Origin of the sequence: Erwinia sp. B116 (assembly GCF_002865965.1) — a bacterium.
In the GTDB taxonomy this organism is placed as follows: Bacteria; Pseudomonadota; Gammaproteobacteria; order Enterobacterales; family Enterobacteriaceae; genus Erwinia.
Map to the genome: position 1 here is coordinate 87,971 of NZ_JRZZ01000010.1, position 16,835 is coordinate 104,805.

General features: G+C 58.4%; 18 protein-coding genes. 17 read left to right on the forward strand and 1 reads right to left on the reverse strand.

Features of this window, described 5'->3' with window-relative positions:
- Positions 1–190: 190 nt before the first annotated feature.
- The 15 genes from fliF (at position 191) to NV64_RS09910 (ending at position 13,802) form a co-directional block, all read left to right on the forward strand.
- Complete coding sequence (gene fliF, locus NV64_RS09840) at positions 191–1,900, forward strand: flagellar basal-body MS-ring/collar protein FliF (RefSeq protein ID WP_056236527.1); 1,710 nt, start codon at positions 191–193, stop codon at positions 1,898–1,900.
- Positions 1,897–2,889: a flagellar motor switch protein FliG gene (fliG, locus tag NV64_RS09845; protein WP_056236529.1), complete on the forward strand. Its 993-nt coding sequence runs from the start codon at positions 1,897–1,899 to the stop codon at positions 2,887–2,889. The genes fliF and fliG overlap by 4 nt, the downstream gene beginning before the upstream one ends.
- The gene (fliH, locus tag NV64_RS09850) at positions 2,882–3,595 is read left to right on the forward strand and encodes a flagellar assembly protein FliH (protein WP_101505836.1); all 714 of its coding nucleotides are present in this window, start codon (positions 2,882–2,884) and stop codon (positions 3,593–3,595) included. The genes fliG and fliH overlap by 8 nt, the downstream gene beginning before the upstream one ends.
- Positions 3,595–4,956: a flagellar protein export ATPase FliI gene (fliI, locus tag NV64_RS09855; RefSeq protein WP_056236533.1), complete on the forward strand. Its 1,362-nt coding sequence runs from the start codon at positions 3,595–3,597 to the stop codon at positions 4,954–4,956. Before fliH ends, fliI begins: the two co-directional genes overlap by 1 nt.
- Before the next feature lie 37 nt (positions 4,957–4,993).
- Complete coding sequence (gene fliJ, locus NV64_RS09860) at positions 4,994–5,440, forward strand: flagellar export protein FliJ (protein WP_056236535.1); 447 nt, start codon at positions 4,994–4,996, stop codon at positions 5,438–5,440.
- Positions 5,437–6,702, forward strand: coding sequence for a flagellar hook-length control protein FliK (locus NV64_RS09865; RefSeq protein ID WP_101505837.1), 1,266 nt, complete (start codon positions 5,437–5,439; stop codon positions 6,700–6,702). Before fliJ ends, NV64_RS09865 begins: the two co-directional genes overlap by 4 nt.
- Before the next feature lie 149 nt (positions 6,703–6,851).
- Positions 6,852–7,334, forward strand: a complete 483-nt coding sequence (gene fliL, locus NV64_RS09870) for a flagellar basal body-associated protein FliL (protein ID WP_056236539.1) — start codon at positions 6,852–6,854, stop codon at positions 7,332–7,334.
- Between the two features lie 9 nt (positions 7,335–7,343).
- The gene (gene fliM / locus NV64_RS09875) at positions 7,344–8,351 is read left to right on the forward strand and encodes a flagellar motor switch protein FliM (RefSeq protein ID WP_056236540.1); all 1,008 of its coding nucleotides are present in this window, start codon (positions 7,344–7,346) and stop codon (positions 8,349–8,351) included.
- Complete coding sequence (fliN, locus tag NV64_RS09880) at positions 8,344–8,751, forward strand: flagellar motor switch protein FliN (protein WP_056236542.1); 408 nt, start codon at positions 8,344–8,346, stop codon at positions 8,749–8,751. The genes fliM and fliN overlap by 8 nt, the downstream gene beginning before the upstream one ends.
- Entirely contained in the window at positions 8,752–9,141 is a 390-nt protein-coding gene (gene fliO, locus NV64_RS09885; protein WP_056236545.1) for a flagellar biosynthetic protein FliO, read from the forward strand. It begins immediately after the preceding gene.
- Positions 9,138–9,875 carry a flagellar type III secretion system pore protein FliP gene (fliP, locus tag NV64_RS09890; protein WP_056236547.1) on the forward strand — a complete coding sequence of 246 codons (738 nt, stop codon included), beginning with the start codon at positions 9,138–9,140 and terminating at the stop codon, positions 9,873–9,875. Before fliO ends, fliP begins: the two co-directional genes overlap by 4 nt.
- Positions 9,876–9,887: 12 nt before the next feature.
- Positions 9,888–10,157 (forward strand): flagellar biosynthesis protein FliQ, encoded by a 270-nt coding sequence (gene fliQ, locus NV64_RS09895; protein ID WP_056236550.1) that lies wholly within the window; start codon positions 9,888–9,890, stop codon positions 10,155–10,157.
- The gene (gene fliR, locus NV64_RS09900) at positions 10,157–10,942 is read left to right on the forward strand and encodes a flagellar biosynthetic protein FliR (RefSeq protein ID WP_056236552.1); all 786 of its coding nucleotides are present in this window, start codon (positions 10,157–10,159) and stop codon (positions 10,940–10,942) included. The genes fliQ and fliR overlap by 1 nt, the downstream gene beginning before the upstream one ends.
- A gap of 369 nt (positions 10,943–11,311) precedes the next feature.
- Positions 11,312–11,947 carry a transcriptional regulator RcsA gene (gene rcsA, locus NV64_RS09905; RefSeq protein WP_056236553.1) on the forward strand — a complete coding sequence of 212 codons (636 nt, stop codon included), beginning with the start codon at positions 11,312–11,314 and terminating at the stop codon, positions 11,945–11,947.
- 157 nt (positions 11,948–12,104) lie between these two features.
- Positions 12,105–13,802: a methyl-accepting chemotaxis protein gene (locus NV64_RS09910; protein WP_101505838.1), complete on the forward strand. Its 1,698-nt coding sequence runs from the start codon at positions 12,105–12,107 to the stop codon at positions 13,800–13,802.
- A gap of 342 nt (positions 13,803–14,144) precedes the next feature.
- Here the strand turns inward: NV64_RS09910 and NV64_RS09915 are convergent, their stop codons facing one another.
- Positions 14,145–14,303: a YqaE/Pmp3 family membrane protein gene (locus NV64_RS09915; RefSeq protein WP_072166368.1), complete on the reverse strand. Its 159-nt coding sequence runs from the start codon at positions 14,301–14,303 to the stop codon at positions 14,145–14,147.
- A 388-nt stretch (positions 14,304–14,691) separates the two neighbouring features.
- Here NV64_RS09915 and NV64_RS09920 point away from each other — a divergent pair, with 388 nt between their 5' ends.
- Together NV64_RS09920 and NV64_RS09925 are read left to right on the forward strand one after the other, a co-directional pair.
- Positions 14,692–15,495, forward strand: a complete 804-nt coding sequence (locus tag NV64_RS09920) for a mannosyl-3-phosphoglycerate phosphatase-related protein (RefSeq protein ID WP_056236557.1) — start codon at positions 14,692–14,694, stop codon at positions 15,493–15,495.
- A gap of 28 nt (positions 15,496–15,523) precedes the next feature.
- Positions 15,524–16,744 carry a glycosyl transferase gene (locus tag NV64_RS09925; protein ID WP_101505839.1) on the forward strand — a complete coding sequence of 407 codons (1,221 nt, stop codon included), beginning with the start codon at positions 15,524–15,526 and terminating at the stop codon, positions 16,742–16,744.
- The last annotated feature ends 91 nt before the right edge of the window (positions 16,745–16,835 follow it).

Here is a 16,835-nt window from a genome sequence, read left to right on the forward strand (position 1 = left end):
TCAATAAGACAAAGCCGCTAAATAGCTGCAAAAAACCCGGCTTATCCACCCATTAAATTTCTCATTTCAGAAAATAATGGCAGTCCATCGAGGTGGATTTTTTTTTAAGCCAGCGCATCAGGGAGTCAGTTTTGTTACCACATAACAATAACAGCACAAGTTCCGGTCAACGATCAGGCAGGAAAGGGTCATGAATTCAACTGTCACGCAGGCTAACTCAGAAAAGAAGGGTCTTAACGACCTGTTCGCCCGCCTACGCGCCAACCCCCGTATTCCCATTATCGTCGCCGTAGCTGCGCTAATCGCCGTGGTGATGGCCATGGTGCTGTGGGCAAAACAGCCGAACTACAGCGTCCTGTACAGCAACCTGAGCAATGAAGACGGCGGTGCTATCGTCACCCAGCTGACCCAGATGAACATCCCCTATCAGTTTGATGATAAGGGCGGGGCACTGATGGTGCCGGCCGATAAAGTGCATGAGCTGCGCCTGCGTCTGGCGTCCCAGGGGCTGCCAAAAGGCGGCTCCGTTGGCTTTGAGCTGCTGGATAAAGAGAAGTTCGGCATCAGCCAGTTCAGCGAACAGGTTAACTACCAGCGCGCGCTGGAAGGCGAACTGGCGCGAACCATTGAAACCCTCGGCCCGGTGAAAGGCGCGCGCGTCCACCTGGCGATGCCAAAACCGTCGCTGTTCGTGCGCGAGCAGAAGGCCCCGTCCGCGTCGGTAACGCTGGCGCTGCAGGCGGGCCGCGCGCTGGATGAAGGTCAGATCAATGCCGTGGTGCATATGGTCTCCAGCAGCGTCGCCGGCATGCCGCCGGGCAACGTCACCGTAGTCGATCAGGGTGGACGCCTGCTGACCCAGTCGGATACCAGCGGACGCGATCTGAATGATACCCAGCTGAAATACACCAGCGACGTTGAGAGCCGTTATCAGCAGCGCATCGAAGCGATCCTCGGCCCGATTGTCGGCAACGGCAACGTGCACGCGCAGGTGACCGCGCAGGTCGACTTCAACAAGCGTGAACAGACCGATGAGCAGTACAAGCCGAACAGCAGCCCGGACCAGCAGGCCGTTCGTTCGCGTCAGAGCAGCAACAGTCAGCAGTTGGGCGGGCAGTATCCTGGCGGCGTGCCAGGCGCCCTCTCCAACCAGCCAGCGCCGGCCAATTCCGGGCCAATTACCACCCCGAACGCTAACGCCGCCGGGGCTAACCCGACCGCGAACAACGCGACGGCTAACGCGGCCACCAGCACGGCGGCCAGCACCGTGCCCTCCAATACCCGTAACGACGACACCACCAACTACGAAGTCAACCGCACCATTCTGCACACCAAAATGAACGTCGGTGAAGTGCAGCGGCTGTCGGTGGCGGTCGTCGTGAACTACCGCAGCGATGCCGCCGGTAAGCCGGTGGCGCTGAATGAAGCGCAGCTGAAGCAGATTGAAGATTTGACCCGCGAAGCGATGGGGTTCTCCAGCCAGCGCGGCGACAGCCTGAACGTGGTTAATTCGCAGTTTACCGCCAGCGATGACCTGGGCGATGCCCTGCCGTTCTGGAAGCAGCAGCGCTTTATCGATCAGATGCTGGAAGCCGGACGCTGGCTGCTGGTGCTGATTGTCGCCTGGATCCTCTACCGCAAACTGGTTCGCCCACAGCTGCTGCGTAAAGCCGCGCAGGATAAGGCGATCGCCGAAGCGGCCGCAGTGGCAGCAACGTCACGCGGTAATGATGATGAAGGTGTGTCGGTCAAGCTGTCGAAAGATGAGCTCGATCAGGAACGTAAATCTCAGCACCGCGTAAGCGCTGAGGTGATGAGCCAGCGTATCCGTGAGATGTCAGAAAATGACCCACGGGTGGTGGCTCTGGTTATTCGCCAGTGGATGAAGGACGAGCTATGAGTCTCACCGGAACTGAAAAAAGCGCCATTCTGATGATGACGGTCGGTGAAGACCGCGCGGCCGAGGTGTTCAAGCACCTCGACACCCGCGAAGTCCAGCATCTGAGCTCGGCGATTGCCAGCATGCGCCAGGTCTCGCACAAGCAGCTGACCGACGTGCTGCGCGAGTTTGAGATCGACGCCGAACAGTTCGCGGCGCTGAGCATCAACTCCAATGACTACCTGCGCAGCGTGCTGGTGAAGGCGCTCGGCGAAGAGCGCGCCTCCAGCCTGCTGGAAGATATTCTGGAAACCCGCGGCACCGCCACCGGGATGGAAACGCTCAACTTTATGGAGCCGCAGGCGGCTGCAGATCTGATCCGCGACGAACACCCGCAGATTATTGCCACCATTATGGTGCACCTCAAACGTGGCCAGGCGGCCGATATCCTGGCACAGTTCGACGAACGTTTACGCCACGATGTGATGCTGCGTATCGCTACCTTTGGCGGCGTACAGCCGGTGGCGCTGGCCGAGCTGACCGAAGTGCTCAACGGCCTGCTGGATGGTCAGAACCTCAAGCGGGCGAAGATGGGCGGCGTGCGCACGGCGGCCGAGATTATCAACCTGATGAAGTCTCAACAGGAAGAGGCGGTTATCGACGCGGTACGCGAATTCGATGGCGAGCTGGCACAGAAAATCGTCGACGAGATGTTCCTGTTCGAAAACCTTATCGAGGTCGACGATCGCAGCATTCAGCGCCTGCTGCAGGAAGTGGAATCCGAATCGCTGCTGGTGGCACTGAAAGGCTCCGAACAGCCGCTGCGCGAGAAGTTCCTGCGCAATATGTCGCAGCGTGCGGCCGATATCCTGCGCGACGACCTGGCCAACCGCGGCCCGATGCGTATGTCTGCCGTCGAGGGCGAGCAGAAAGCGATTCTGCTGATCGTACGTCGTCTGGCCGAAAGCGGCGAGATGGTGATTGGCGGGGGCGAAGAGACCTATGTCTGATAACGTTTCCCTGCCCTGGCAGCGCTGGGTACCGGACGATCTGATGGCGCGCGAGCGGCCGGCTATTCCACCGCTGACGCTGAGTGATGACCCGCAGCTACCGGAGTTCGGCGAAGAAGCCCCCGCCGTTGACCAGCAGCAGCTCGAACATGAGCAATGGCTGACGCGCGAGCGGGAAGACGCACGTGCCCAGGGCTACGCGGAAGGCCAGCAGCGCGGCTTTGCCGAGGGGCAAAAGGCCGGTTATGACAGCGGCATGCAGCAGGGCCTCAGCGAGGCACAGCAGCAGCAGGCCCCGCTGCAGGCGCGGATGCAGCAGCTGGTATCAGAGTTTCACCATACTCTGGAAGCGCTGGACAGCGTGATCGCCGCCCGGCTGATGCAGCTGGCGCTGGAAGCGGCGCGCCAGGTGATTGGCCAGGCACCGCAGGTGGACGGTACCGCCCTGCTGCGGCAGATCCAGACCATGCTGCAGCAGGAGCCGATGTTCAGCGGCAAGCCGACGCTGCGGGTCAGCCCGGAAGACCTGCCGCGCATCGAGCAGAGCCTTGGGGCGACCCTGAATCTGCACGACTGGCGGCTGCTGGCCGATCCGGGCATTCATCCCGGCGGCTGCAAGGTCAGCGCGGAAGATGGCGATCTCGACGCCAGCGTTGCCACCCGCTGGCATGAGCTGTGCCGCCTGGCCGCGCCGGGAGAGCTGTAATGACCACGCGACTGTCACGCTGGCTCGGCACGCTGGATAATTTTGAAAAGCGCATGGCGTCGGTGCCGGAGGTGCGTCGTTACGGCCGCCTGACCCGTGCTACCGGCCTGGTGCTGGAAGCAACCGGCCTGCAGCTGCCGCTCGGTGCCACCTGCGTTATTGAACGTCACGATGGCCAGGGCATCAGCGAGGTGGAGAGCGAAGTTGTCGGCTTTAACGGCCAGCGCCTGCTGATGATGCCGCTGGAAGAGGTGGAAGGCATTCTGCCCGGCGCGCGCGTTTACGCCCGCGTCAGCGGCGACGGCAGTCATAACGGCAAGCAGATGATGCTCGGGCCGGAGCTGCTTGGCCGGGTGCTGGACGGCAGCGGTCGCCCGCTGGACGGCCTGCCCGCACCGGAAACCGGCTACCGTGCCGCGCTGGCCACGCCGCCGTTTAACCCGCTGCAGCGCACGCCGATCACCGACGTACTGGATACCGGCGTGCGGGCGATCAACGCCCTGCTCACCGTCGGCCGCGGCCAGCGTATGGGGCTGTTTGCCGGCTCCGGCGTCGGCAAAAGCGTGCTGCTGGGGATGATGGCGCGCTACACCAAAGCCGACGTGATCGTGGTGGGCTTAATCGGCGAGCGCGGCCGCGAAGTAAAAGACTTTATTGAAAATATTCTCGGCATCGAGGGCCGCGCGCGCTCGGTGGTGATCGCCGCGCCGGCGGACGTTTCCCCGCTGCTGCGCATGCAGGGTGCCTCTTACGCCACGCGGATTGCGGAAGATTTTCGCGATCGCGGCCAGCACGTGCTGCTGATTATGGACTCGCTGACCCGCTACGCCATGGCACAGCGCGAAATCGCGCTGGCAATCGGTGAGCCACCGGCAACCAAAGGCTACCCGCCTTCCGTGTTTGCCAAACTGCCGGCGCTGGTGGAACGCGCCGGTAACGGCATTGACGGCGGCGGTTCAATCACCGCCTTCTACACCGTTTTAACCGAAGGCGATGACCAGCAGGACCCGATCGCCGATTCGGCGCGTGCGATTCTGGATGGCCATATCGTGTTATCCCGCCGCTTAGCCGAGTCCGGCCACTATCCGGCCATTGATATTGAAGCCTCGATCAGCCGCGTGATGGCGCACCTGATCGACGACACCCATTACGCGCGGGTGCGCCAGTTTAAACAGCTGCTGTCCAGCTTCCAGCGTAACCGCGATCTGGTCAGCGTCGGCGCCTACGCCGCCGGCACCGACCCGACGCTCGACAAAGCGATCAGACTTTACCCCGAACTGGAGGCCTTCCTGCAGCAGGGGATGTTTGAGCGCAGCAGTTTCGATGATGCCTGCCTGCATCTGCAGGCGATTTTCGGCTAGCGCCCTGAGCACAGGGTAGCTCGCCGCCGGAGGGTTTATGGCTAAACAGGCCTCAGCAATTGACACCCTGCGCGACCTGGCGCTGAAAGATGTCGAGAAAGCCGCTATCCAGTTAGGCGATATGCGGCGCGCACAGAAACAGGCAGATGAGCAGCTGAACATGCTGCTCAACTACCAGGATGAGTACCGCAGTAATCTCAATAACACCATGACTCAGGGGATTGCCAGCACCCGCTGGTACAACTATCACCAGTTTATTGAGACGCTGGAGAAGGCCATTCAGCAGCATCGCCAGCAGCTGACGCAGTGGAATCAACGGGTTGAAGGCGCACTTAACCTGTGGCGCGACAAACAGCAGCGGCTGCATGCCTATGAGACGCTGCAGGCCCGCGCGGCCGCGAACGCGTTATTACAAGAAAACCGTCTCGATCAGAAACGGATGGATGAATTTGCCCAACGGGCACTATTGAGGAAAGGCGAATGATCCCTTTGCCAACACCGGTTACTACGTCCACGACGACAGCGACAGCCACGCCGATTACCAGCAGCCGTTCCGGCACCTTCGCGACGGATACCAACGCATCCACCGATGCCGCCACCGCTGGCGACGGCGCGCAGCCAGAATTTTTGACCCTGCTGGGCAACCGTCTGCTCTCACTGGCACAGCAGAGCGGCACCGGTAAACCTACCCTGCCTGACGTCAGCACGGAACAGAGCGCCTCTGACAAGAGCGCGGCGAAGTCACGTCTCAGCGATCTGCTCTCCGCGCTGGACAAACCGGATGCGCTGAACGCGCTGCTGCAGCCGCAGACCAGCGGCACGCTGCCTGCCGCCATCGGCGACGACGACAGCCAGCTCAAACCGGCGATCGCGCTCAGCGACATGGATTTACAGGCCCTGCAAGCCCTGCAGGCGATGCTGCCGGCCAGTACGCTGGTGCCGCGCACGACGCAGACCGCAGGTAAAGGTGAAGGCCTCGCCACCGATGAAGCCGATGCCGGAAACGGGCGCGCAGCCGGCCTGCTGACCAGCACCACCACCAGCGGCACGCCACGCAGCAGCGGCCAGCCCCTGCTGAGCGCCCACAACGATGCTGGTAATCAGGCTACAGACGCGGCAGAATCGGCATCTGGCCCGGCTTTTCAGCAGGTTATGAGCACTATTGGTAAAGATATCGATAAAGAAAATTCAAGTTCTGCTACTAATGCGACGATAACTACAAATGCCATCAGTGCCGCAACCGCTCCGCTGACGCCAGCGGGTAGCTCGCTGGTCACCGCAACGGCCACGCCGCAGCTTAATTCTCAGCTCGGCAGCACGGAGTGGCAGCAGGCACTGGGACAGCAGATCCTGATGTTCAGCCGTAACGGGCAGCAGACCGCCGAACTACGTCTGCACCCGCAGGACCTGGGCAGTATCCAGATCAGCCTGAAGCTGGATAATGATCAGGCACAGTTGAGTCTGGTGTCGAACCACAGTCAGGTACGTGCCGCGCTGGAAGCCGCGCTTCCACAGCTGCGCAGTGCCCTGGCTGAGAGTGGCATCAACCTGGGTCAAAGTAATGTAAGTAGCGATGCGTTCCCGCAGAACCAGTCCTTCGCCGGGCAGCAGGAGCAGCAGCGTAATAACAGCGGAAGCCAGTTTAGTCTTGCTTCGGAAAATAGCAGTGATGTGACGCCTCTTGCCGTACCTGCCGCCCTGCAGGCGCGCGCCGCAGGGTCCAGCGCTGTCGATATTTTCGCCTGACGGCTACAAACGCGTAAGCTGACGGCATTATCCGCGTCTTTTCAGCCTATTGTTTGGCTCAGGACGCGGGATAATTTGCCCGCAACGCCGTGGGTTAGCGGATTAGGTGGCACCGCCCCCGAAAATAATCACAGGAAGTTACAGCTAATATGACTGATAACGCTAAAGCCAAAAGCGGCAAACGTAAGCTCCTGATACCGGTGTTGCTGGTAGTAACTCTGGTCGCTTGCAGCGTGGCGGGCTATACAGTCTGGCGCTCGATGAACTCTCCGGCTAACGCCACTGCGGCTGCTAAGCCGGAACCACCGCCGGCGCCGGTGTTTTTTGCTCTGGACACTTTTACGGTCAATTTGATCAATCCTGACAACGATCCGGATCGCGTGCTCTACGTAGGCTTTACCCTGCGTTTGCCGGATGAAGATACCCGTCGTCGTCTGAATGATTATTTACCGGAAGTACGCAGCCGACTGCTGCTGCTGTTATCGCGTCAAAACGCTGCTACGTTAGCCAATGAGCAGGGTAAGCAGGAATTAGTAACACAGATCAAACAGGTACTGGCACCTCCGCTGGTGCAAGGACAACCCCAGCAGGTCGTGACCGACGTACTGTTTACGGCCTTCATACTGCGGTGATGTAAATTTATGGGCGATAGCATTCTTTCTCAGGCAGAAATTGACGCGCTGCTTAATGGCGACAGCGACAGCGCAGCAGACGATCAGGTTAGTCAGGGTAGCGATAACGGCATTCGCCCTTACGATCCCAATACCCAGCGCCGCGTGGTGCGTGAACGCCTGCAGGCGCTGGAGATTATTAACGAGCGTTTTGCACGTTCTTATCGTATGGCGCTGTTTAATCTGCTGCGCCGCAGTCCGGATATTACCGTGGGGGCGATCAAGATCCAGCCCTACCACGAGTTTGCCCGTAATCTGCCGGTACCGACTAACCTCAATCTGATCCACCTTAAGCCGCTGCGCGGAACGGCGCTGGTGGTGTTTTCGCCTGGTCTGGTGTTTATCGCGGTAGATAACCTGTTCGGCGGCGACGGCCGCTTCCCGACTAAGGTTGAGGGGCGCGAGTTCACCCATACCGAACAGCGCGTGATTCAGCGCATGCTGAAGCTGGCGCTGGATGGCTACAGCGATGCCTGGAAGCCGATCTATCCGCTGGACGTGGAGTATGTGCGTTCCGAAATGCAGGTCAAGTTCACCAACATTACCACGTCACCGAACGATATCGTGGTCACCACGCCGTTCCAGGTTGAGGTGGGTAACCTGACCGGTGAGTTCACCATCTGCATCCCGTTCAGCATGATCGAACCGCTGCGTGAAACGCTGGTCAACCCGCCGCTGGAGAACTCGCGGCGCGAAGATGAGAACTGGCGCGATACGCTGGTGAAACAGGTGCAACACTCCGAACTGGAGCTGGTGGCTAACTTCGCCGACATTTCGATGCGTATCTCCCGCCTGCTGGCGCTGAAACCTGGCGACGTGCTGCCGATTGAAAAACCGGACCGCATTATCGCCCATGTGGATGGCGTACCGGTGTTGACCAGCCAGTACGGCACGCTGAATAAGCAGTATGCGCTGCGCGTGGAACACCTGATTAACCCGATTTTGAACTCGATGAATGAGGAACAGCCCCATGAGTGACATCAATAAGCCGTCCGACAACGACATCTCCGCGGACGACCTGTGGGCTGATGCGATGAATGAGCAGGCGAGCACCACCTCTGCCTCAACGGCGGGGATTTTCAAATCACTGGAAGCCGGTGACGTCAGCGGATCGCTGCAGGATATCGACCTGATTATGGACATTCCGGTCAAACTGACCGTGGAACTGGGCCGCACCAAGATGACCATTAAGGAGCTGCTGCGCCTGACGCAGGGCTCGGTGGTGGCGCTGGATGGCCTGGCGGGTGAACCGCTGGATATCCTGATCAACGGCTATCTGATTGCCCAGGGGGAAGTGGTGGTGGTCGCCGATAAGTACGGCGTGCGCATTACCGACATCATTACCCCGTCCGAACGCATGCGCCGCCTGAGCCGCTAAGTGAACACTACCCAGCCGTCACAGCCGGTGGTCGGCCAGCCCGCGGTCTCTTCCGCATCGGTGCTTACCCAGGTCAGCGGCGTGCTGGCCGCCATTATTCTGCTGATCCTTGCCTGTGCCTGGCTGGCGAAGCGAGTGGGCCTGACACCGAAACGTGGCCGGGGCGCAACGCTGAACGTCAGCGCCAGCTGCCAGCTGGGGCAGCGCGAACGCGTCGTGGTAGTGGATGTTGAGGGCGCCCGGCTGGTGCTGGGCGTTACCGCCCAGCAGATTACCCATCTGCACACCCTGCCCCCGGCCCCTGAACCGACCTCATCCACACCGCCACAGGCGCCGGCCGATTTCCGTCAGCTCCTCCAGTCGCTTCTTAAAGGCCAAAAGCAAAAATGAAACGCATACTGCCGCTGCTGGTGCTGTCGCTGCTGATGCTGGCACCCAACGTCTATGCCCAGTTACCGGGGCTTATCAGCAAACCGCTCGCCGGGGGCGGCCAGAGCTGGTCGCTGCCGGTGCAGACGCTGGTGTTTATCACCTCGCTGACCTTCCTGCCGGCGATCCTGCTGATGATGACCAGCTTCACCCGCATCATTATCGTGTTTGGCCTGCTGCGCAACGCCCTCGGTACGCCGTCGGCACCGCCGAACCAGGTGCTGCTCGGTCTGGCGCTGTTTCTGACCTTCTTTATTATGGGCCCGGTATTCGACAGGATCTATTCCGACGCCTATCTGCCGTTCAGCGAAGACAAAATCAGCATGCAGGAAGCGATGGATAAAGGCGCCCAGCCGCTGCGCGAATTTATGCTGCGCCAGACGCGTGAAGCTGACCTGGCGCTGTTCGCCCGGCTGGCCAACACGCCGCCGCTGGCCGGGCCGGAAGCGGTACCGATGCGGATTCTGGTGCCCGCGTACGTCACCAGCGAGCTGAAAACCGCGTTCCAGATTGGCTTCACCGTATTTATTCCGTTCCTGATTATCGACCTGGTGGTGGCCAGCGTGCTGATGGCGCTGGGGATGATGATGGTGCCCCCCGCAACCATCTCGCTACCGTTCAAGCTGATGCTGTTTGTGCTGGTCGACGGCTGGCAGTTGCTGGTGGGTTCGCTGGCGCAGAGTTTTTATTCCTAACCGGAGCAACGCATGACACCCGAATCGGTAATGCAGCTTGGCCATGACGCCCTGAAGGTGGCGCTGGCGCTGGCCGCTCCGCTGCTGCTGGCCGCCCTGCTCAGCGGGCTGATTATCAGCCTGCTGCAGGCCGCTACCCAGATCAATGAACAGACGCTGTCATTTATCCCGAAAATCCTCGCCGTGGTCGCCACTATTGTGATCGCCGGGCCGTGGATGCTGAGCCTGGTGCTGGATTATATGCGCACCCTGTTCAGCAATTTGCCTTATATGATCGGCTGATGATTCAGTTCGACAGCAGCCAGCTTCTGTTCTGGATCAGTCAGTTTTTCTGGCCGCTGGCGCGCGTGCTGGCGCTGATCATGACCGCCCCGCTGCTGAGCGAGAAGTCGATCAGCCGCAAGGTCAAACTCGGCCTTGGCGTGATGATCACCTGGGTGCTGATCCCCTCTTTACCACCGACCAACGTCACCCTGTTCTCCGTCGGCGGTTTCTGGCTGCTGATCCAGCAGATCCTGATTGGCGTAGCCACCGGGTTTACGCTGCAGCTGGCGTTTGCCGCCGTGCGTACCGCCGGTGAAGTAATCGGCCTGCAGATGGGGCTCTCTTTCGCCACCTTCTTTGACCCCGGCAGCCGCCTGAATATGCCGGTGCTGGCCCGTTTTCTCGATATGCTGGCCATGCTGCTGTTTCTGACCTTTAACGGCCACCTGTGGCTGATTTCGCTGCTTGCCGACAGTTTCCACACCCTGCCGGTAGGCGGTGAACCCCTGAACAGTCATGCTTTTTTTGCGCTTACCAACGCGGCCGGCCTGATTTTCCTTAACGGTCTGAAGCTGGCGCTGCCGCTGATCACCCTGCTGCTGACGCTTAACCTCTCTCTGGGCCTGCTCAACCGTGTGGCCCCCCAGCTCTCGGTATTTGCTATCGGCTTCCCCATCACGCTAACCCTGGGGATGGTGTTTATCATTCTGATGATGCCGCTGCTGGCGCCGTTCTGCGAACATCTGTTTAGCGAGATCTTCGACCTGTTATCAACGTTGCTGAATGAAATGCCGGCACGCTAGATAAACGTCAGACTAACCCTTCGGAAACTTAAGTCATTCAAATGTATTACGTCAGTAATAGGTTCAAAGCTTTACACTTTTCCATAAGGAAATTCTGATAAGTGTAAATTAACAGTGAAAAATATTTTTATTAATGAGCAGTTAGCGTATTTTAATCATGGAAACGCTAAGACATGTCTGAAAAAACCTGCTCAGGGATGCCTCTTATCGCAATGTTTTAAATTTTATTTTTTCGCCAACACCAGCATTTTACTTAGGTTCCGCGCCCTGTGATGGGCTGAGTTTTACCCCAATAACAGGTCCGGAAATTGCATCTCTTTTGAGGAATATCCCTCAGGTCGTGCCTTCATTTCTCTAAGGGTCGCTATTATGCCAACAATGATTATGGATTCATGTAACTATACGCGGCTGGGACTGAATGATTACCTACTCGGGAAAGGGCTGAGAAAAAAGAACATTATTACGGTAACGGAAACCAGTCAGTTACAAAGTTACTGTAAAAAGTACAGGCCAGGCGTAGTTTTTATCAATGAAGACTCTTTTATTCACGAAGCCGATGCCAGTCAGTTACTGAGAAACATCATCCTGCAGCATCCGGATACGTTATTTTTTATATTTATGGCGATCTCGAACATTCATTTTGAAGAGTATTTATATGTCCGAAAAAACCTGATTATTACCTCTAAGTCGATCAAACCCGGCACCCTCGACGAACTGCTCAGCACCTACATCCAGCAGCGCTGTGGCCACGCCTCGCGCTACCTGTCGGGTTCAGACGTTCACCCGCTGACGCTGAGCAGGACGGAATCCTGCATGCTGAGAATGTGGATGTCAGGCCATGATACGATTCAGATATCTGACAAACTGCAAATCAAAGCAAAAACGGTTTCCTCACACAAAGGAAATATAAAACGCAAAATTAAAACCCACAAAAAGCAGGTTATTTATCATGTTGTCCGGCTGGCAGACAATGTGACCAGCGGTATCTATGTCAATCTGAGATAACGCCGGCGCAGACGGGAGACGTCCCGTCTGAATGCTTCAGCACTCAATGTCAATTTTGTGAAGCACCTCCCACTTCCCCGCTAAGCGTTTCCTTTCCAATGCCGATGTTAACAGGACGACCGGAGCGTATCTTCGTCCCCATCAGAGAGCATAGGATATGAAACTACAACAAAATGACGCGCAGCAGACCGTTAGTTTTTGGCAGCATCTCCGCCTGGTCCCGCTGTTTGCCACCATTCTGGGTGGCATTCTGTTACTTTTCGCCTTGTGTATCGGCCTCGCCAGTTACTTTCTTATCCATAGTAATCAGTCGCTTAATGACGTCACCGAAGAGATCCAGGTGCGTATGGCATTGTCGAACAGCTCTAATAATCTGCGTACGGCACGCCTGACGGTGATCCACGCGGGTGCTTCGGCGCGCATCGGAGAAATGGAGGAGTTTAAGGCCAATCTCGACACCACAGAAAAGCGCATCCAGCAGGCGCGCGACAGCTTTGCCCGCTACGAGCAGCGCCGGGTGAAAACGCCGGCCGACACCGCGCTGGACGCCGAGCTGAAGACCCGCTTCGGTGAGTACCTTGAGAAGGGCCTGCTGCCGATGTTGAAAAGCGCCAACGACGGCAGCTTTGAAGGGGTGATTGCCCAGGAAACCGACTACACCCGTAAATTTGATGACGCCTATAACGCCGTGCTGCTCAAAGCGGTGAAGATCCGCACCGAGCGCGCCGAAAGCATGAATGCTGAAGCGGCCGCGCAAACCCGCCTTGGCTTTATCATGATGGCTGCGGCCTTTGCACTGGCGCTGTTGCTGACGCTGGCGACCTTTATCTTCCTTAAGCGCGTGGTGATTGCACCGATGCGCCACGCGGTGGAACGCATTGAGCAGATTTCCGCCGGCGATCTGACCGCACCGCAGCAGCAGTGGGGACGCAGTGAAATTGGCACGCTGGGCCACCATCTGCAGCTGATGCAGCAGTCGCTGGTCACCACCGTGGGTACCGTACGTGAAGGTGCGGTGGCGATTTACCAGGGGTCAGGTGAGATCTCCGCGGGTAACACCGATCTCTCCTCACGTACCGAACAGCAGGCTGCCGCGCTGGAGCAGACGGCCGCCAGCATGGAGCAGCTGACCTCGACGGTGAAACAGAACGCCGAGAACGCGCACCATGCCAGCCAGCTGGCGGCAGAAGCCTCCGGCCGCGCGCGCGACGGTGGGGCTATCGTCAACGGCGTGGTGACCACCATGAACAACATCTCCGCCAGCTCGAAGAAAATTGCTGAGATCACCACGGTGATCAACAGCATCGCCTTCCAGACCAATATCCTGGCGCTGAACGCCGCGGTGGAAGCGGCGCGCGCCGGCGAGCAGGGCCGTGGTTTTGCGGTAGTGGCCAGCGAAGTGCGTAACCTGGCGCAGCGCAGCGCCGGTGCCGCAAAAGAGATTGAAGGCCTGATTGCCGAGTCGGTGGATCTGATCGGCAAAGGCTCCAGCGAAGTGGCACACGCCGGCGATACCATGAGCGGCATCGTCGACGCGGTGCGCCGCGTCACCGATATTATGGCGGAGATCGCTGCCGCCTCAGACGAGCAGAGCCGGGGCATTGAACAGGTCAGCCAGGCGGTAACCGAGATGGACAACGTCACCCAGCAGAACGCCTCGCTGGTGGAGGAAGCCTCTGCCGCCGCCGCCTCACTGGAAGAACAGGCGGCCCGCCTGACCCAGGCGGTTGCCACCTTCAAGCTGAACACCTACGCCGCTGCCCCGCTGCGCACCGCCAGCGTCAGCGGTAAAAAAGCGCTGCCGGTAACGGCAAAGCCGGCGCTGGCTGACGGGGATAACTGGGAGACGTTCTGATTCACGAACGTCATAAGTAAAAAGTATTACCCTGACGGGCCTCGTGCAGACGAGCGCCCGTTTTTTTTTGCGCAATCGCTTCATTTAAACGATCGGATCTCGTCAGGCACGGATATTTATTCCGGCACAAAGATAATTATGATCTGATAGTTTCCGACGATGATGAACTGAATTCAGTTTAAACCCCGGTGGTGTTTCCACGATACCGGCTTAAAAAAATAGTTTTAAGGCTAATTATTGACGGCTTTCTAACCCTTAACCTGATAATTCTCTGCCTGGATTTTATTACTGACCATAAAAAAACCCACGCGTTAACGTGGGTTTTCTTACGAATAAGCGAGATTATCGCCGCGCTATGATCCACACCGCATGCACGATACCCGGAATATAGCCGCACAGCGTCAACAGGATGTTAAGCCAGAACGCACCGGCAAAGCCGACCTGCATAAAGACGCCCAGTGGTGGTAAAAGAATCGCAATCACAATTCGAATAAAATCCATATTCTCTCCGTTATCAGTGTTATCTGTGCTCAGCACCTGTTCCAGTATAGACACTATCGCCTGTTCTGCCGGTAAAGACGGGTAAAGCTGCGTAATTGCTGACTTTTTCGTTTTCTTAACAATTGGTGATGAGACTTCTGTCCGCAGAAAAACGTAGAATGTTCCCACTGCATCACCCCTAAAGGTGCGGTCAACCTAAAAAGTAACAAGGATTTTGCCCGCGCAGCGCGGGCTTTTTTTTACCCGCGATTCCCCTTCTGTCACAGCGTCTATACTTGCTAACGGCGCCTGAGCTGCCGCGCTATGTTTACCTTAATACCAGCAACACGTTCGCCATCACCTTCGCAGCACTGCTGCTGCCTGCTGATTTGATAACCGGGGGGTATCTATGCCGACTCTGCAGGATCCACTGACGATCGTCACCGATCTCGACGGCTCACTGCTCGATCATCACACCTACAGCTGGCAACCTGCACAGGCCTGGCTGGACCGCCTGCAGGAAGCGCGGATCCCGATCGTCATCTGCTCCAGTAAAACCGCCACTGAGATTGTGCCGCTGCAGCGGGCGCTGGGGCTTGGCAGCGCGCCGTTTATCAGCGAGAACGGTGCGCTGGTGCAGTGGGACGGTGCGCCGGGCGGCCCGCTGCGTCATCATCCCGGCCCGGATTACGCCAGCCTGTGTCATACCCTGCTGCGGCTCAGGCAGCGTGAGGGGTTTAAGTTCACCGGTTTTTCTGACGTCACCGAAAAAGAGATCGCCGACTGGACCGGCCTGTCGCCGGGCGACGCCGCGCTGGCTAAAATGCGCGAGGCGTCAGAAAGCCTGATCTGGCGCGATGACCACGCGCGCTTCGCGCTATTCGGGCAACGTCTGGCGGAGGAAGGGCTGGCGCTGGTGCAGGGAGGACGTTTCTGGCACGTGATGCCGCAGGGCTGGGACAAGGGCAGCGCGCTGCGCTGGCTGCTGCAGGAGACGCCGTTTGGCGCTGCGGCCCCGCTGACCATTGGCCTGGGTGACAGCCCTAACGATGCCCCGATGCTGGACAGCGTCGATTTTGCCGTGGTGATTAAAGGTTTCAGTAAAAACCCGCTGCTGCTGCAGCGCGCAGCAAATCCGGCGGTGTATCGCACCGCGCACGCCGGCCCGCAGGGCTGGAGCGAAGGGCTGGATTTTTTTATCACTCAAACCTGAGTGTTCACGAGTCTGACAGGGGAATGCGATGAGCGATTTTTACCAGAACGGGGTGATTACCAATTTCCACAATCTGACTGAGCGCCCGCTTAAAGAGCTGGAAAAGGATCTGGTACGCTTTTCACGCAAACGTAAGATGGGGCTGATCCTGCCTTCGCTGTTTTCAGAACTTGAAGGCCCGGCGCTGGGAAATATCGTCGAAGAACTGGCGAAAGTGCCTTATCTGGCCGAGATTGTGATCGGCCTGGACCGCGCTGACCGCGACCAGTTTCTGCACGCGCGGGAGTTCTTCTCCCGCCTGCCACAGCGTCACCGCATTTTGTGGAACGACGGGCCGCGGCTGAAAGCGCTGGACGCCGAGCTGGATAAGGAGGGACTGTCGCCTTCGCAACCCGGAAAAGGGCGCAACGTCTGGTTCTGCACCGGCTACACCCTCGCCTCTGACCGCTCACACTGCGTGGCGCTGCACGACTGCGATATCGTTACCTATGAGCGCGGCATGCTGGCGCGTCTGCTCTATCCGCTGGCTAATCCAAATTTCGAGTACGAATTCTGCAAAGGCTTTTACGCCCGGGTGGCGGACGGCAAGCTGAACGGCCGCGTGGGCCGCCTGCTGGTCGGCCCGCTGCTGCGGGCGCTGCAGAAGGTTTACGGCCACTCCGAGTACCTCGACTATCTTGCCAGCTTTCGTTACCCGCTCTCCGGCGAGTTTGCCATGCGCACCCAGGTGCTCAACGGCATCAAAATTCCCGGCGACTGGGGGCTGGAGATCGGCGTCCTGTCGGAGATTTACCGCAACTACACCACCCGGCAGAGCTGCCAGGTGGAGATCGCCGACAACTACGATCATAAACACCAGCCGCTGTCGGAAGAGGATGGCAGCGGCGGCCTGCGCCGCATGAGCAACGATATCGTACAGTCGCTGCTGCGTAAAATGGCCACCATGGGGGTGAACATCACCAGCGATTCGTTCCGCGTGCTGAAAGCCACCTACTACCGCTACGCGCTGGACGTGATGGAAATTTACAGCCATGACGCGATGATGAACGGCCTGAGATTTGATCAGCACGTTGAGGAGGCGGCGGTGGAGATGTTCACCCAGTCGATTCTGGAAGCCGGTCAGTCGTTTATCGAGCGCCCTAATGAAAAACCCTTTATCCCCAGCTGGAGCCGTGTCCAGTCGGCATTCCCGGATATTTTGCAGCGCATCCAGCAGGCGGTCGAGGAGGATAATAGCGGCGTCGTCTGAGTGCGCAACCGCGCGCGTTTAACGCCAGGATAATCCGCCTGGCCACTGCAACTTCAACCATTTAGAGTTATACTCGCCGGGCTGAAATGGG

What these genes read in the sequence shown, in the direction of transcription:
- fliR (WP_056236552.1), top strand. Translation starts at nt 10,157, where the DNA reads ATGATTCAGTTCGACAGCAGCCAGCTTCTGTTCTGGATCAGTCAGTTT.
- fliQ (WP_056236550.1), top strand. Translation starts at nt 9,888, where the DNA reads ATGACACCCGAATCGGTAATGCAGCTTGGCCATGACGCCCTGAAGGTG.
- fliI (WP_056236533.1), top strand. Translation starts at nt 3,595, where the DNA reads ATGACCACGCGACTGTCACGCTGGCTCGGCACGCTGGATAATTTTGAA.
- fliJ (WP_056236535.1), top strand. Translation starts at nt 4,994, where the DNA reads ATGGCTAAACAGGCCTCAGCAATTGACACCCTGCGCGACCTGGCGCTG.
- fliP (WP_056236547.1), top strand. Translation starts at nt 9,138, where the DNA reads ATGAAACGCATACTGCCGCTGCTGGTGCTGTCGCTGCTGATGCTGGCA.
- fliH (WP_101505836.1), top strand. Translation starts at nt 2,882, where the DNA reads ATGTCTGATAACGTTTCCCTGCCCTGGCAGCGCTGGGTACCGGACGAT.
- NV64_RS09865 (WP_101505837.1), top strand. Translation starts at nt 5,437, where the DNA reads ATGATCCCTTTGCCAACACCGGTTACTACGTCCACGACGACAGCGACA.
- fliL (WP_056236539.1), top strand. Translation starts at nt 6,852, where the DNA reads ATGACTGATAACGCTAAAGCCAAAAGCGGCAAACGTAAGCTCCTGATA.
- fliM (WP_056236540.1), top strand. Translation starts at nt 7,344, where the DNA reads ATGGGCGATAGCATTCTTTCTCAGGCAGAAATTGACGCGCTGCTTAAT.
- fliN (WP_056236542.1), top strand. Translation starts at nt 8,344, where the DNA reads ATGAGTGACATCAATAAGCCGTCCGACAACGACATCTCCGCGGACGAC.
- rcsA (WP_056236553.1), top strand. Translation starts at nt 11,312, where the DNA reads ATGCCAACAATGATTATGGATTCATGTAACTATACGCGGCTGGGACTG.
- fliF (WP_056236527.1), top strand. Translation starts at nt 191, where the DNA reads ATGAATTCAACTGTCACGCAGGCTAACTCAGAAAAGAAGGGTCTTAAC.
- NV64_RS09910 (WP_101505838.1), top strand. Translation starts at nt 12,105, where the DNA reads ATGAAACTACAACAAAATGACGCGCAGCAGACCGTTAGTTTTTGGCAG.
- fliG (WP_056236529.1), top strand. Translation starts at nt 1,897, where the DNA reads ATGAGTCTCACCGGAACTGAAAAAAGCGCCATTCTGATGATGACGGTC.
- NV64_RS09925 (WP_101505839.1), top strand. Translation starts at nt 15,524, where the DNA reads ATGAGCGATTTTTACCAGAACGGGGTGATTACCAATTTCCACAATCTG.
- NV64_RS09920 (WP_056236557.1), top strand. Translation starts at nt 14,692, where the DNA reads ATGCCGACTCTGCAGGATCCACTGACGATCGTCACCGATCTCGACGGC.
- NV64_RS09915 (WP_072166368.1), bottom strand. Translation starts at nt 14,303, where the DNA reads ATGGATTTTATTCGAATTGTGATTGCGATTCTTTTACCACCACTGGGC.